This is a genomic window from Pseudoalteromonas ruthenica (assembly GCF_008808095.1).
GTDB lineage: Bacteria > Pseudomonadota > Gammaproteobacteria > Enterobacterales > Alteromonadaceae > Pseudoalteromonas > Pseudoalteromonas ruthenica.
Genome location: NZ_CP023396.1, coordinates 2,669,159 through 2,684,638 on the forward strand (window position 1 = coordinate 2,669,159; position 15,480 = coordinate 2,684,638).

General features: G+C 47.2%; 16 protein-coding genes. 8 read left to right on the forward strand and 8 right to left on the reverse strand.

The features are described 5' to 3' along the window. Positions 1-84 precede the first annotated feature (84 nt). From gpsA to PRUTH_RS12415, 4 genes are all read right to left on the reverse strand, one after another. Complete coding sequence (gene gpsA, locus PRUTH_RS12400; protein WP_045979275.1) at positions 85-1,095, reverse strand: NAD(P)H-dependent glycerol-3-phosphate dehydrogenase; 1,011 nt, start codon at positions 1,093-1,095, stop codon at positions 85-87. Positions 1,096-1,098: 3 nt separating this feature from the next. Continuing rightward, positions 1,099-1,569 carry a protein-export chaperone SecB gene (gene secB, locus PRUTH_RS12405; RefSeq protein WP_022943383.1) on the reverse strand — a complete coding sequence of 157 codons (471 nt, stop codon included), beginning with the start codon at positions 1,567-1,569 and terminating at the stop codon, positions 1,099-1,101. 73 nt (positions 1,570-1,642) lie between these two features. Then, positions 1,643-1,900 carry a glutaredoxin 3 gene (gene grxC, locus PRUTH_RS12410; protein ID WP_045979274.1) on the reverse strand — a complete coding sequence of 86 codons (258 nt, stop codon included), beginning with the start codon at positions 1,898-1,900 and terminating at the stop codon, positions 1,643-1,645. A gap of 18 nt (positions 1,901-1,918) precedes the next feature. Beyond that, complete coding sequence (locus tag PRUTH_RS12415; RefSeq protein WP_022943381.1) at positions 1,919-2,350, reverse strand: rhodanese-like domain-containing protein; 432 nt, start codon at positions 2,348-2,350, stop codon at positions 1,919-1,921. Between the two features lie 222 nt (positions 2,351-2,572). On the opposite strand from PRUTH_RS12415, the gene gpmM reads away from it, so the two are divergent. The 6 genes from gpmM (at position 2,573) to PRUTH_RS12445 (ending at position 8,072) form a co-directional block, all read left to right on the forward strand. Continuing rightward, positions 2,573-4,108, forward strand: coding sequence for a 2,3-bisphosphoglycerate-independent phosphoglycerate mutase (gpmM, locus tag PRUTH_RS12420; protein ID WP_151173395.1), 1,536 nt, complete (start codon positions 2,573-2,575; stop codon positions 4,106-4,108). Between the two features lie 5 nt (positions 4,109-4,113). Continuing rightward, positions 4,114-5,268 carry a murein hydrolase activator EnvC family protein gene (locus PRUTH_RS12425; RefSeq protein ID WP_306669445.1) on the forward strand — a complete coding sequence of 385 codons (1,155 nt, stop codon included), beginning with the start codon at positions 4,114-4,116 and terminating at the stop codon, positions 5,266-5,268. Positions 5,269-5,301: 33 nt separating this feature from the next. Further along, complete coding sequence (locus tag PRUTH_RS12430; RefSeq protein ID WP_151173396.1) at positions 5,302-6,501, forward strand: S41 family peptidase; 1,200 nt, start codon at positions 5,302-5,304, stop codon at positions 6,499-6,501. A 64-nt stretch (positions 6,502-6,565) separates the two neighbouring features. Then, on the forward strand, positions 6,566-7,330 hold the full coding sequence (locus PRUTH_RS12435; protein WP_138508713.1) for a divergent polysaccharide deacetylase family protein: 765 nt from the start codon (positions 6,566-6,568) through the stop codon (positions 7,328-7,330). Positions 7,331-7,591: 261 nt separating this feature from the next. Further along, positions 7,592-7,765, forward strand: coding sequence for a DUF1328 domain-containing protein (locus PRUTH_RS12440; RefSeq protein WP_022943376.1), 174 nt, complete (start codon positions 7,592-7,594; stop codon positions 7,763-7,765). Between the two features lie 109 nt (positions 7,766-7,874). Further along, on the forward strand, positions 7,875-8,072 hold the full coding sequence (locus PRUTH_RS12445) for a hypothetical protein (RefSeq protein WP_022943375.1): 198 nt from the start codon (positions 7,875-7,877) through the stop codon (positions 8,070-8,072). A 63-nt stretch (positions 8,073-8,135) separates the two neighbouring features. Here the strand turns inward: PRUTH_RS12445 and tkt are convergent, their stop codons facing one another. Next, entirely contained in the window at positions 8,136-10,127 is a 1,992-nt protein-coding gene (gene tkt, locus PRUTH_RS12450) for a transketolase (RefSeq protein WP_138547074.1), read from the reverse strand. A 367-nt stretch (positions 10,128-10,494) separates the two neighbouring features. On the opposite strand from tkt, the gene metK reads away from it, so the two are divergent. Beyond that, positions 10,495-11,646: a methionine adenosyltransferase gene (gene metK / locus PRUTH_RS12455; RefSeq protein WP_151173397.1), complete on the forward strand. Its 1,152-nt coding sequence runs from the start codon at positions 10,495-10,497 to the stop codon at positions 11,644-11,646. 74 nt (positions 11,647-11,720) lie between these two features. On the opposite strand, the gene PRUTH_RS12460 is transcribed toward metK, so the two are convergent. Together PRUTH_RS12460 and PRUTH_RS12465 are read right to left on the reverse strand one after the other, a co-directional pair. After that, complete coding sequence (locus PRUTH_RS12460; RefSeq protein ID WP_151173398.1) at positions 11,721-12,368, reverse strand: START domain-containing protein; 648 nt, start codon at positions 12,366-12,368, stop codon at positions 11,721-11,723. Further along, positions 12,343-13,866 carry a CYTH and CHAD domain-containing protein gene (locus PRUTH_RS12465; protein ID WP_022943371.1) on the reverse strand — a complete coding sequence of 508 codons (1,524 nt, stop codon included), beginning with the start codon at positions 13,864-13,866 and terminating at the stop codon, positions 12,343-12,345. The genes PRUTH_RS12460 and PRUTH_RS12465 overlap by 26 nt, the downstream gene beginning before the upstream one ends. Before the next feature lie 203 nt (positions 13,867-14,069). On the opposite strand from PRUTH_RS12465, the gene PRUTH_RS12470 reads away from it, so the two are divergent. Continuing rightward, the gene (locus PRUTH_RS12470) at positions 14,070-14,660 is read left to right on the forward strand and encodes a TIGR04211 family SH3 domain-containing protein (RefSeq protein WP_022943370.1); all 591 of its coding nucleotides are present in this window, start codon (positions 14,070-14,072) and stop codon (positions 14,658-14,660) included. Positions 14,661-14,780: 120 nt separating this feature from the next. On the opposite strand, the gene PRUTH_RS12475 is transcribed toward PRUTH_RS12470, so the two are convergent. Next, on the reverse strand, positions 14,781-15,263 hold the full coding sequence (locus tag PRUTH_RS12475) for an Lrp/AsnC ligand binding domain-containing protein (RefSeq protein ID WP_022943369.1): 483 nt from the start codon (positions 15,261-15,263) through the stop codon (positions 14,781-14,783). Positions 15,264-15,480: the final 217 nt, after the last annotated feature.

Below are 15,480 nucleotides of genomic sequence, written 5' to 3' on the forward strand. Positions count from 1 at the left end.
GGAATCCCTTTCCAATATAGTCGAATTTGCTCATAAAAAAAGCGCCATGCGATTGCATCGGCGCTTTTTACTTCATTTTAATGCTTACTCTGCACGCTGCTCGCGCCCTAAAAGAGCCATAGCAGCTTCTTTTACATTCTTATTTTCATATAAGACTTGGTAAATTTGCTCAGTAATTGGCATCTCGATACCGCTGCGTTTCGCCAGCATATACACTTCTTTGGTGTTACGGTACCCTTCTACGACCTGGCCTATTTGTTGCTGCGCAGAGTCGACATCGAGCCCCTGCCCTAAAGCTAAGCCAAAGCGACGGTTGCGCGATTGATTGTCGGTACAGGTAAGAATCAAATCACCTAAACCTGCCATGCCCATGAAGGTTTCCGATTTGGCACCCAGTGCACAACCCAATCGGCATAACTCCGCTAAGCCCCGTGTGATCAACGCGGTTCGAGCATTGGCACCAAAACCAAAGCCGTCAGAAATCCCGGCGCCTATCGCAATGACATTTTTCACTGCACCACCTAATTGGATGCCGATGAAATCATTGTTTCGATAAACCCGGAATGAGCGTCCACAGTGCAACAAACCCGATAAGCGTTCACAAAACTCATCACTGGTGGCTGATACCGAAATAGCGGTAGGTAAACCGGCGGCCATTTCTTTGGCAAAGGTTGGCCCCGATAACACCGCTAAATCCATATCTTCGCCAAGATGCTGCTTAGCGACATCTTGAAGGAGACGACCAGTGTTCGGTTCCAAACCTTTAGTTGCCCAGGCAACCTTGGCACCGCTGCGTAGCATGGGTGCGATGGTCTGCAATAGATCCGCAAAAGCATGGCTAGGTACGACCACCAAAACGATGTCGCTACTGGCAACAGCTGTTTGCAAATCACTTTGCATCTCTAGGCTATCAGGAAAAGCGATATCACCGAGGTACTGCTGATTTTTTCGCTCATCGGCTAAACGCTGTATATGGTCGCTGTTGCGGCCCCAAAGAGTCACTTTGTGACCGTTTCGAGCAAAACAAATAGCAAGGGCGGTGCCATAAGACCCCGCCCCTAAAACCGTTACAGCGCTGGATGCTGAAGTGGTCATGACTTATGCGTCAGCTTGCTCAGCAGCTCGTTGCTGCATGTACTGGGCAAATAGCGCATCAAAATTCACTGGTGCTAGGTTTAGCTGTGGGAAAGTACCACGGTTCACCAAGTTTGATACGGCTTCACGCGCATATGGGAATAATACATTCGGGCAGAAAGCGCCAAGCATGTGTGCTGTTTGCACTTCTTCCATTTCACCAATAGCGAAAATACCTGCTTGCTGGATTTCACAAAGGAAAGCCGTCTCTTCACCTAGCGTTGCTGTAACAGTTAACGCTAATACAACTTCAAAAATACCGTTATCAAGTTTGTTTGAGCGAGTATCCAAATCTAACTTTACTTCAGGCTTCCATTCTTTTTGGAAAATTTCAGGTGAGTTAGGTGTCTCGAAAGAAATATCTTTGGTGTAGATACGTTGAATAGAGAATTGCGCCTGTTGTTCTTGTGCTGCGCCTTGATTTTGTTCTTCCATTGTTGTTCCTATCAATTCTTTTTGCAATAAATTAGCCGCGTGAGGACGCGGCAGCATATATGTTCGCAAGCAATTACGCGTTTAGCAGAGTGTTTAATTCGCCACTGGCTTCTAACGCCATCATATCATCACAGCCACCTACATGATGCTCACCAATGAAAATCTGCGGCACCGTGTGCGCGCCATTTGCGCGGGTGAGCATTTCATCGCGTAGCTCTGGTTGTACACCGATGTCAAACTCAGTGTAAGTTACCTCTTTTTTATCCAGCAAGGCTTTCGCGCGCTGACAAAAGGGGCAATAGGCTTTAGTGTATAATACAACGTTACTCATAAATGCTTCCTAATAAAGTTATCGGCCTGATACCACAGGCAGACCTGCGCTTTGCCAAGATTGCATTCCACCTGACAAAATAAATACGCTTTCAAAGCCTGCTTTATTCAAGCCATTGGCAATACCTGAAGCCGTCATGCCTGTCGCACATACCAATATAATGGGTTTGCTTTTGTACTTTTCAAGCGCACTAAAGTCACCCTGCTTTGCTTTTTCGGCGCTCAGGTGCACGGCATTAGAGATATGCCCAGCGTTGTAGTCCTTTTGCGCGCGAATATCCGTTACGACGGCATCTTCACGATTCACTAAAAGGGTTAATTGCTGTGGGTTAATCTGCTTGATGGCAGAAAACTTACTTTTAAACCACCCCGATATCAACATCGCGACAATCGCTAGCCAAATGATGCTTAAAATAGGGTGGTTTCCGATAAATTCTATGTATTGTTCCATACGTCTTACTGTATTGTTCAAACCTTGCGGGCGGCACAAGTATACACACTTGCCTTCGACTTACCAATTGATGAAATATTTTCTACTGCTAAGGCGGATAAAAAACGGTAGGATACATTATAAGAGCGCAGTTCTGTGGCCACAGTGAACATCATAGAGCTGTATTCTTAATAATTAGTATCAAGCAATTCATTTGTCGTGCCGACACTAGCAGGAGATCCAATGACACAGCCAAAGAAACCTCTCGTACTGATGATTCTGGACGGTTGGGGTTACCGTGAAAACAGCGAAAGTAATGCGATTTTAGCCGCCAACACCCCCGTTTTAGATAAGCTTTGGGAGCAGCGCCCGCACACTCTGATTTCCGGTTCTGGTATGGATGTTGGTTTGCCTGATGGGCAAATGGGCAACTCTGAAGTAGGTCATGTTAACCTCGGTGCTGGGCGTGTGGTATATCAAGATTTTACCCGCATTACCAAAGCCATCGACGATGGAACATTTGCTGATAATAAAGCGCTTACCACTGCGATAGATAATGCCGTAACAGCGAACAAAGCAGTGCATCTGATGGGGCTATTAAGCCCAGGTGGCGTCCACAGCCACGAAGAACATATTATTGCCGCTATTGAGCTTGCTGCCGAGCGCGGCGCTGAGCATATTTATATGCACGCCTTTTTAGATGGTCGTGATACGCCTCCACGCAGCGCTGAAGCATCACTTAAACGCATCGATGAAACATTCGCTCGCCTCGGTAAAGGTCGTATCGCCAGTGTTGTTGGGCGTTACTTCGCTATGGATCGTGATAATCGCTGGGATCGCATCGAAAGTGCATATAACTTGATGGTCCTCGGCGAAGCTGACTATCAAGCTATAGATGCAGTGTCAGCGTTACATGCAGCCTATGAGCGTGATGAAAATGACGAATTTGTAAAAGCAACGACCATTGGCGATAGCCCCGCAACCATCAATGATGGTGATGCAGTGTTATTTATGAACTTCCGAGCGGATCGAGCACGGCAGATGAGTCGCGCTTTTGTTGATGCCGAATTTAATGGCTTCAGTAAAAAGAAAGCGCCGCAATTAAGCGGTTTCGTTATGCTGACTGAATATGCTGCAGACATCAAGGCGCCTGTGGCATTTCCACCAGAGCCACTCAATAATGTGCTGGGTGAGTGGCTTGCCAAACATAACAAAACGCAACTACGCATTTCAGAAACAGAAAAGTACGCTCATGTGACCTTCTTTTTCAGCGGCGGTCGGGAGCAAGAGTTTGATGGTGAAAGCCGTGAGCTTATCCCCTCGCCGGATGTTGCTACCTATGACTTACAACCAGAAATGAACTCTCAACTGCTAACCGACAAACTAGTGGCGGCTATTCAAAGCAACAAGTATGACGTCATTGTGTGTAATTATCCTAATGGCGATATGGTTGGCCACTCAGGCGTATTTGCAGCAGCCGTAAAAGCTTGTGAAGCTGTCGATAGCTGTATTGGCCGCGTGGTAGAAGCGTTAGAGCAAGTCGGTGGCGAGGCCTTAATTACCGCCGATCACGGTAATGCCGAGCAAATGGTAAACCCACAGACTGGTCAAGCGCATACCGCCCACACCAGCGAGCCTGTGCCATTCATTTACGTTGGCCGTGATGCTCAAGCTATTGATGGCAAAACGCTCAGTGACGTAGCTCCCACTATGTTGCACCTATTAGGCATGGAGCAGCCAGAAGAAATGACTGGTTCACCCATCATGCGTCTTAAGTAATCTCGATGCCGATGGTTTTATTGAGTCACAAACGTCAAAAAGTGTCGCTACTGTGCGCGACGCTTTTGGCGTTCCTAAGCTTCAATAGTTTTGCTAACGAGAACCGTACCAAGCAAGACTTAACCGAAGTCCAACAAGAATTAAAAAAGAGCCAACAAAATTATCAGCAGCAGCAACGCTCGCTGGATAAGTTACAGAGCCAACTCAAGAACTCAGAGCAAGCTATCGCTGCAAATGCGAAGGAGTTACGTGCGCTCGATAACAAACTCGCAGACAACGAACGGCAACACCAAAAGTTACAACAACAGGCTGAACAGCTGGAGTCGCGTCGTAAAAAGCTTGATAAAGTTCTTGCAGCCCAAGTAAAGAGCGCCTACATGGTGGGTGGGCACGATTATTCAAAGATGCTGTTAAACCAACAAGACACAGCCAAGTTAGAGCGCACCATTAGCTATTACGACTATTTCAACAAAGCTCGTTTGCAACAGCTTGAAGCGTTACAACAAACAATGCGTGAAATAGCGCAAAACCAAGCAGCGCTGCAACAAAACAGACAACAACTGGCGAAGCTACGCGAGCAAGAACAACAGCAGCAACAGCAATTAGTTGCCGCGAAAGCGCAACGACAATCTCAGGTCCAAGAGCTACAAGGTAAATTAAATCAACTGCAAAGCTCAATAGCGTATTTAAAAGATAACGAGCAGACCTTACTGGATACCTTAGCAGAGCTAGAGCGCAGTAAAGACCGCCAAGTAGCTATGTTAGGTCTGGGTAGCAGTAAAGGAAAATTAACTTGGCCGACACGGGGTAAGCTTACCCACCGCTTTGGCACCCGTAAACGCCAAGGGTTCAATTGGAAAGGAGTGGTGATCGCAGCCAGTGAAGGGAGCAGTATAACCAGTATAGAGGATGGCCAAGTGGTCTTTGCTGACTGGCTAAGAGGTTTTGGTTGGGTCATGGTGGTCGATCACGGCAAAGGTTATATGAGCCTATACGGCCACGCTCAAGCACTACTTAAAGAAGTGGGCGATCCGGTTTATAAAGGCGAAACAATCGCTTTAGTAGGCCAGAGCGGCGGTCAAATTGATCCTGGTCTATACTTTGAAATACGCCACAAAGGACGTGCCGTTAACCCAACGACATGGTGCAAATCCTCCTAATTGAATAGAGGCTGCACCTCAAGGGGGCAGCCGATGTTTGTATTCACAACTTACCTATACAAGCGCTTGTTACTGGGGCTCAGTTTTTTAGCCTTAGTGGTGCTAGCGCCTGCTTCATTGGCAAAGGACAGCCAACTCGATGAAGTGCTTTTCCACATCAACAACTACTACGTTGAGGAAGTGGATCGCGACAAGTTAGACCAACATGTACTCAGCAGTTTATTACAAGAGCTTGACCCATATAGCGAGTTCCTTGATGAGCAAGAGTTAAAACGATTATTCGATGTTACCAATGGCCAATACAAGGGCTTGGGTATCGAGGTAGAACAGCGTGATAAACATATAGTGGTGATCTCCGCTCTACCCAACTCACCCGCTCGGGCCGCTGGCTTACAGCGTGGTGATGTTATCGTCTCTATCAATGGCACTAAGGTGAATAACACTACCTTAGAAGAAGTCTCTGCTCTGATCAGCAGTCGTGAAGATGGGCAAGTGCATTTAGCCGTTGCTCGCGCAGGCCACTCACAACGCCTCGACTTTCAGCTTACCCGTCAGCCTATCCACATTGAAAGCGTCGCCAGTGAGCTCAAGGCCAATGGTATGGGCTACTTACGTATTAATAGCTTCAACAATCATAGCTTTCATGATGTCGCGCGTCACATCACCATGATGCAAAACGCCAACGGCGCCATACTCAACGGTTTGCTAATTGACCTGCGTGACAACCCAGGCGGTACCCTCGACAGTGCCATTGCCATTGCCGATTTATTTTTGTCTCAAGGTGTTATCGTCTCTACTCGAGGTCGCTTTGTGGAGGCTAATCAACGCTTTGAAGCGAAAGCAGGGGACATAATTCAAGGCGCCCCCATGGTCGTGCTGATCAATGAGGGCTCCGCTTCCGCTGCAGAAATTGTTGCCGGTGCGCTCAAGGATAATGACCGGGCAACCGTGGTAGGGACTCGCTCCTATGGTAAAGGGTCGGTGCAGTCATTGATCCCCTTAGGCGATGGCCGCAGTGCTTTGAAGCTGACCACAGCGAAGTACTATACCCCCTCTGGCGTGTCCATTGAGGGGACTGGCATCGTACCTGATGTGCCGATATTGCAACCTGCCCTTTCGCAATCAAATAAAGAAGTTATAATCAGCTTAGCTGAGGGGCAAAGTGCGCATAAAAACTTAACCGCACTGCTTGATAAACAATTACTAAAAGCTCAGCAACTATTAGAACAATAAAAACGCAGGCTCGGCTTTAAGCACGGGCCTGCACACTAATCATCAACAAAGATAAAAACACATTGTGCGCTTTTTAATATGGACTACGTTGTGTGTGCTGGTGCTCTTATCACCAGTACATGCGAAGCAAATCGCTATTGTCATTGATGACATCGGCTATCATCGTAACGACATGGCTGCCTTGCACTTGCCTGGCGCTGTGACCTATTCGGTGCTCCCTTTTACTCCTTACGCCGCTCACTTTGCTCAACAGGCAGGGGCCTTAGATAAGGAGGTGCTTTTGCATGCCCCTATGCAAGCTATAAACGGTAAAGCGTTAGGGCCTGGGGGGCTGACAATGGATATGTCAAAAGAAGCTTTCCAACACGAGTTACGCAAGGCATTAGCCAGCCTACCCAATGCGCGCGGCGTCAATAATCACATGGGCTCGCTGCTAACACAGCAAAATGCGCCGATGAGCTGGACTATGGAAGTGCTAAAAGAGCAAGATTTGTTTTTTCTCGACAGTAAAACAACTCCCAATTCAAAAGCGCAAACAATTGCCGGGCTATACGGTGTCAGCAATATTGCTCGCCATGTTTTTCTCGACAATATTACCACCGAGCAGCAACTACGTTATCGCTTTGAGCAGTTAAAGACTCTCGCTGATAAGTATGACTACGCAGTTGCAATTGCTCACCCCTACCCCGAAACGTTTGCGTTCTTGCAACAGGCATTGCAAGAACTCGAGGGTGAAGGTTTCCAACTTGTGCCTTTATCTCAGCTAGTGCAGCAGCGCACAATTCGACTTGCCCAGGCCGATAAAAAAAGTGTAACCGAGGAAGAGTAGAGGCCTCTAAAGCAATCATAGGTGGCATGGCTGCTGATGACTGGGTTCTGGTGCCGATAAACCACCTCCTCCGTATTCAGCACCTGCCCAAGTGCTTGTTCTATGAACATAAAATTAATCTGTATCTTTTACACAAACAGTGAAAGCTTTTCTTTTCCCCTAGTCCACAAAAAACAACAAACCCATTAAAATCAACATCTTAAAAGTTGGCATGGACTTAGCAACGTATATTCCGAAACGCAAATCTATGGAGGGTACATTATGTTAGGTTGGTCAATTGCATTTTTAGTTATCGCTTTGGTCGCAGCACTTTTAGGTTTCGGTGGCATTGCTGGCGCAGCCGCTGGCATCGCTAAAATTATTTTCTTTGTATTCTTGGTACTGCTGGTTATCTCCCTTGTTGCTGGCGCCATTCGTGGTAAAGCGCCAAGGTAGTTATTAATTTTACAGTACAAGCGGTCACAGGTGGGATGAAACCCGCGACCGCAACCAAAACACGTTATTTGAATCCAGATTTAAAGAGTTAATATTCAAGGAGAGTTCTATGTTTAATCATTCAGCAACAAAAGCATTTATCGCTACATTATTTGCCGCAGTATTCGCTATGGGCTGTGAAGACAGTGGCGGTGCCGAAGAGGCAGGTGAAAAAATTGATGAGGCGATCACTGACACTCAAAACGCGGTTGAAGACGCGTGTGAAAATGTTAAAGAAAACGCCGGTGCAGAAGAAACAAACTGCTAATACAGGCTTATCTTCAAACAAAAAACCCGCGAAGTTCGCGGGTTTTTTTACGTCTCTAATTATTTAAAACTGACTGTTGGCCGCCGCAACCACATTGTCTACGGTGAAGCCAAAGTGCTTAAACAATTCGCCCGCTGGCGCTGATTCACCAAAGCTAGTCATGCCGATAACTTTGCCATTCAAACCAACATACTTGTACCAGAAGTCGGCAATGCCTGCCTCTACAGCGACACGGCGAGTCACACTGCTGGGTAGGACACTTTCTTTGTACTGTGCGTCTTGTTGGTCGAACAAGTCCGTTGATGGCATAGATACCACGCGTACCTGACGACCTTGAGCGCGAAGCTCAGAAGCTGCATCCATAGCAAGCTGTACTTCCGAACCTGTGGCAATCAGAATAACTTCTGGCTCGCCATCACAGGTTAATACATACCCACCTTTTTTCACATCAGCAAGCTGCTGCGCATCGCGTGCTTGCTGAGCAAGGCCTTGACGCGTAAAGACCAGCGACGTTGGCCCATCTTTGCGCTCAATCGCTTGCTGCCACGCAATGGCTGACTCAACTTGGTCACATGGACGCCAATTCACTAGATTCGGTGTATAACGTAGGCTCGCCATTTGCTCAACCGGTTGGTGAGTCGGTCCATCTTCACCCAGGCCGATGGAATCGTGGGTGTAAACAAAGATGCTAGGCGTCTTCATTAGTGCAGCCATGCGCACCGCATTGCGTGCATACTCCATAAACATCAAAAAGGTTGCACCGTAAGGAATGAAACCTTTGTGCAGGGCAATGCCATTCATAATGGCGGACATGCCAAATTCACGCACACCATAGAAAATATAGTTACCTGACGCGTCGTCTTTACTAAGGCCTTTTGAACCACTCCAAATAGTTAAGTTCGATCCGGCCAAATCGGCTGAGCCGCCCATAAACTCGGGTAGCATGGGACCAAAGGTATTCAAGGCATTTTGCGATGCCTTACGTGTTGCTGGGCTATCAGGGTTTGCTTGTAACTGCTCAATATAGGCTTGCGACTTCTCAGCCCAGTCAGCAGGCAATTCGCCATTTTGGCGACGTTCAAACTCAGCAGCAAGCTCAGGGTATGCCGCCTTGTATGCCGCAAACTTATCCTGCCAACTCTGCTCTGCTTGTGTGCCCTTCTCTTTAGCATCCCACTGTTGATAGATATCATCAGGAATCGCAAAGGCGTCATGAGACCAACCCAAGAACTCGCGCGCAGCTTTAATTTCATCATCACCCAACGGCGCACCGTGGCAATCATGGCTTCCTGATTTATTAGGAGAGCCGTAACCAATCACTGTTTTACAACAGATAAGCGTTGGCTTGTCACCTTGGGCGCGGCCTTCATCAATAGCAGCGCGAATAGCCTCGCTATCGTGGCCATCAACATTACGAACCACGTGCCAGCCGTAAGACTCAAAACGCGCGGGAGTGTCGTCACTAAACCAGCCTTCTACCTCACCATCAATAGAAATACCATTGTCGTCCCAAAACGCAATCAACTTACCAAGGCCTAGAGTTCCTGCAAGCGAACACGCCTCGTGAGAAATCCCTTCCATTAAGCAGCCGTCGCCCATAAAAGCGTAAGTATAGTGATCAACAATTTCATGGTCAGCGCGATTAAATTGAGCAGCAAGGGCTTTCTCCGCGATTGCCATGCCTACCGCATTGGTGATCCCCTGTCCAAGCGGGCCCGTAGTAGTCTCAATACCCGGAGCGTAACCGTATTCAGGGTGGCCCGGAGTTTTTGAATGAAGCTGACGGAAGTTTTTAATTTCCTCAATAGGAAGATCATAGCCGCTTAAGTGTAAAAGCGAATAAATCAGCATTGAACCGTGGCCATTTGAGAGAATAAATCGGTCACGGTCAGCCCAGTTAGGGTTGCTCGGGTTATGCTTAAGATAATCGCGCCACAGTACTTCGGCGATATCGGCCATGCCCATCGGGGCACCCGGATGACCTGATTTAGCTTGTTGAACCGCGTCCATGGAAAGCACGCGAATGGCGTTTGCAAGTTCTTTGCGTGATGGCATGAATTCTCCTACCTTTAAATGTATTTGCGCTGGGGCTTCACTCGCGCTCATGCTGGCGCGGGTAAAGAATAAGACGAAAGCCCATTCTTACTTATTCATCTGCCCCCTGCAATTAAAAATTGGGCATCGAACGAGTAACTTTAGAATTACTCATAACGAATAAAAATACTGATAACTAAAAGAGTACAAAAACACCAAGCAATAAAGGTCAAAAGACCGCTATACAATCAATTTTATTTAGACGTCTAGGCGTAAAAAGCTAGGAAATCACCTGTGATTTAGCTAGAATACGCGCCTTAATTTATGCTGCGCTCAACCCAGTGGCTGGTATGATCTTGGGAAGCGCGATACTTGTGAGCAGAAACTTATGGCAAAACATTTATTTACTTCTGAGTCTGTGTCTGAAGGACACCCGGATAAAATCGCTGACCAAATTTCTGATGCGGTACTCGATGCTATTTTGGCGCAAGATCCCCATGCCCGTGTAGCCTGCGAAACCTATGTCAAAACCGGTATGGTGATGGTGGGTGGTGAAGTCACAACCAGTGCTTGGGTCGACATTGAAGAGTTAACGCGCAAAACCGTGCGCGAAATCGGCTACACCCATTCCGATATGGGCTTTGATGCCGACTCATGTGCAATTCTAAACACCATTGGTAAGCAGTCTCCTGATATTAATCAAGGTGTTGACCGCGCTCGTCCAGAAGAGCAAGGTGCAGGTGACCAAGGCTTGATGTTTGGTTATGCCTGTAATGAAACTGACGTGCTCATGCCAGCGCCCATTACCTATTCACATCGCTTGGTACAACGCCAAGCCGAAGTGCGCAAAAATGGTGAATTACCGTGGTTACGCCCAGACGCCAAGTCACAGGTGACCTTTGCTTATGAGAATGGCAAGGCCGTTGGTATCGATGCCGTCGTGCTGTCAACGCAACACTGCGACTCTATTGCGCAAGATGACTTGGTTGAAGCAGTCATGGAGACCATTATCAAACCAACGCTACCGGCCGAGCTTATTACCGATGCGACTAAATTCTTCATTAACCCCACAGGACGCTTCGTGATCGGTGGCCCGATGGGTGATTGCGGCTTAACAGGTCGTAAAATCATCGTTGATACTTATGGCGGTATGGCACGTCACGGTGGTGGCGCATTCTCAGGTAAAGATCCATCGAAAGTGGACCGTTCTGCCGCTTACGCAGCACGTTACGTTGCCAAAAATATAGTCGCGGCTGGCCTGGCCGATAAATGCGAAATCCAAGTGTCTTATGCCATTGGCGTTGCCGAGCCAACCTCCATCAGTGTTGAAACCTTTGGCACCGGCAAATTAGACGAAACGCGTTTAATCGAACTGATCCGCACGCATTTCGACTTACGTCCTTATGGTTTAATTCAAATGCTTGACTTAGAACGTCCGATTTACCAGCCTACAGCGGCTTACGGCCACTTTGGTCGCAATGAATTCCCATGGGAAGCGACCGATAAAGCACAGGCACTTAAAGCCGACGCTGGATTATAAGTGAATTACCTATAAGTTAATTGAAAAGCGCCTATATGGCGCTTTTTTTATAGCTATAACTCCACTCTCGGCAGTTAATCCTCGCTGCAATCGCCGACACTGATTGGCGCGACTTGCAGAGCCTGTACTGCTGCTAACTGACTTTTCAAGCTCATCATAGATTTAGATACACTTTTCAACGACACTTTATTACTGAGCCAGTGTGGAAGCTTACCACCTGGGTCGGCATAAACCTGATAGCGGATAAGTAAGCCGTCGTCTTGCTGCGTCATTCGCCAGTTAGCAGTCAAGGTTGTGATGCGTACCCTATCACTTTTACGAGCGATATTTGGGTTATAGGCATGCACCCGTAACTCAGTGGTATAGTCATTGACACGCTGATAGCAACTTTGTGTATAAAGCTCCCTATCAGCAACGGGCCAAGGCGAATTAATCACCGTGTATACGCGGTTGCGATTGCCTTGCGAGTGCAAAAGACGAACTTCTTGTACTGCATGCAACCACTGCGATGCTTGTTGGGTGTTATACAGTAGCGTCAGTAACTGAGCTGTGCGGGCGTCGGCAACGAAAAGCTCAGCATAAATATGGTAGATACCATCTTTACTGACGGTATAGACCACTTTCAAATCAGGGAGGTTTTTATAATTCCGCCAAGGTTGGATTTCAGCCCCAGCTGCAAAGCTGAGGCTAAGTAGGCTAATCGCGCCAATAAGGTTGAACATCACGAGTCGCTTCTCGGCTTTGCTCCATGGCACTCAACAGACTATCGGTTTTTTGCGTCAACCAAGCCTGAATTTTGATGAATTGCTCGCTCTCATTACCTTGGCACAGCTGACCGAGGTAATCGAGGGTGAATAATTCAAAAGTGCCGTGCACAATATCTAGCCATGGCGCCCGGAAGCTCATGCGCAAAGACTCATCAAACAATGCGCCCAAACAACAGCCACTTAAAAGATTGCGTTCCAAGCGCTGCTTAAGCTGTAAGTATTGCTCGCTAGCTAGCGGCTGTTGAGGCTCAACGAGCTCTTTCATTTCCTGCCAATCATAGTCGAGTAGCCGTGCCGCCAGATCATGAATTGGCTGTTCACCAGCCTGAAGTTGCGCTTGCCCCCATGATTGTCGCCACCCTCGCTCGGTCAACCAGATTGTTAAATCTAACAACAGCAGGTTATAGCGTGTGCTAGTGAATATAGCCTGGACATCGTCAATGCTTGGTTGGATGGATTTTAGATCGCCTATCACCTGAGTCAGCTCTGGTGCTGCATTGATTTTCTTATAATAAGCATGCTTTTTCGAGGTAAAGGTCTTCAGTTGAATCGCCGTCTCGACCCAACTTAATTCGCTCAGTAACCACTTAAGTTCGCCGCGCAGACGCTCGGTCGCTTGTTTTTCAACGATATCGCTGAATAGCCACAAACTATGGCGAATAAGACTGACACCATCGGTTACCCGTTTCAGTGTTTTAAGGGTCGGCTTTTGGAAATAACATTGTTCGTGTTTTTGTACAAAAGCAATGCCATAACTCAAGCACTTCTCCAGTGCCCGCTCTTGGCTGTCATCGTTGCTCAGCGGCACAAGGCCAATCTCTTTACTGGCTTTGAGCGGCTGGTCATCCGCCAGCCGATAACCTCGAGCTGCCTTTGAGTAATAACCCATGCGTAGAGGCAGGTTATCGATTAATTTTTCAGCTAGGGAAAACAGCTCACTGCGTTCCCCCTTTACTAATTCAATCTCAAGTTCGCAAATCGGCTCTACATTGGCGTTGGCCGATACCTCCCCCTTATCCAGCACCACTTCAATTTCAGTCCCCGCTTGGGTTTCAACTAACCAAGTACGACGAATAAAGTTAGTACTAAATAGCGGATAGAGATTGTCGGCTAACGCGTCCACTTGCACCCCATGAGGCCAAATACTGGCATCAAAGTCGTGCAGCTCTGGACGATTTCCGTCAATAGGCAAATTGTACTCTGGACGCTGGTGTAGACCACCCACGTTCTCACCTGCAAGTTTAATGGTTTGCTCACAAATGCCGTCACAACAGCGAGTGCGAAGACCAATATCTAATGCTCTAAGCTCTCGGCTTGGGGTGTCGAAATAAGCATTTTGCAGGTTGCGTGCGGGTTTATTTTTTACGGTTTTTGCAAACTGGGTAATGAGTGCGGGTATGGACGGTATCACCGCCTCGGAAACTAAAAACTTAAGCTCTATCTCAGTGTCCATGCGCTATAGGAAGACCAATGAAATCGTCAAAAGCACAACATAAACAAAGCCGCCTACGAATGCAAACATTTTGCCATTTGGCCGTGCTATTTTGCCCCTTTACCAGCGTCGGTGAGTTACAAAATCACCCTTGCCAATCACTGCGCCAACCCATACTATGCTGGGATTGGAGAAATTATTTACGTAAAACAAGGTTAAGTTGGATGGTCAAACACGCCTGTGTCGCGCTTGCTTTTATGCTCAGCGCATTGTTCACCACCGCAGCACACGCAGAACAAGGCACCGCCTATATCAGTGATGAACTGTATATTTTTATGCACTCTGGAGCAGGTAAAAACTACCGCATTTTAGGTTCAGTTGATGCGGGCACGCCAGTGACACTGGTGAGCGGTGAAGAAAATAACGGCTTTCTCGAGATAATCGATGATAAACAGCGCCAAGGCTGGGTTGAAACTAAGTTTATTAACCAAGATAAAAGCTTAAAGATTCAATATCAGGAACTTGGTGAGCAACTGGCACAAACTCAGCAGGCATTGCGCAATGCCCAAGCACAGCTTCCCGAGCTACAAACGCTGAATCGCGACTTGCAGGAGCAAGCCCAGCAGTTGCAAGCTCAACTAGATCAAGCGATTGCCGAGCGCGACGCGCTTAATGCTAAACAACAAGGTTTAAAGGCCAAAGAAAAGCGACAGTTACTCACCTACGGTGGGGCAATTGCATTTATTGGTCTATTCTTAGGAATAATCCTCACCGTTATCTTGTCGCGCCGCAAGCGCTATGACGGATGGGCATAATCATTATTTTCAATTTGCATTGAGCCAAAAAGAGCACCTAGGTGCTCTTTTTTTTGCCAGTCGCTAATAGCGCTATTCGTAAACTCTATATTACAGCTTGTGTTTGCATGCTCAGGACATTCACAGCTCGATACTGAGCCCGGTATCTTCTTTTACCTTTTCAATCACCATGTACGTATGATGCGTACCGACTCCAGGAATATCCACTAAATCTCCCAGTACTTGGCGGTATTCGTTCATATCACTGACACGCACCTTGAGTAAGTAGTCGTAGCCTCCAGCAACCATATCGCACTCCACTACTTGTGGTGTATTGAGGATATGCTCTTTAAAAGTTTTAAATACCGAAGTATTAGATGTCACTAACGACACCTGCACATGGGCCAATAAACTTTGGTTTAATTTTTGCTCACTGAGCTTAGCATGATAGCCTTCAATAAAGCCTTCTGATTCGAGCCGTTTTACACGGTCGAGGCAAGGGCTAGGACTGAGGTTAACTTGCTTAGCTAAATTGACGTTAGAGATCCGACCATTGCGTTGTAAAACGTCGAGAATAGCGAGATCGATTCGGTCTAAGGTGCGAGGTTTAGCTGTTAAAGACATAGCAGCATTTTATACGGACAACGAAGAAATATGCCCTGTAAATTATCGTATTTCGAAAAATTAAACCAGCATATTCTGCGGCATTTTCATTAGAATGCCCGCGAATATGTATTCATATTGAGTGCAATCTCACCTTCGCGTTTTAGCAGCGAGGTGACCTACACTGTAGTAATTGTCGTAACCGAGGCCCCACCATCTCACCTTGTGGTGTGGGTAC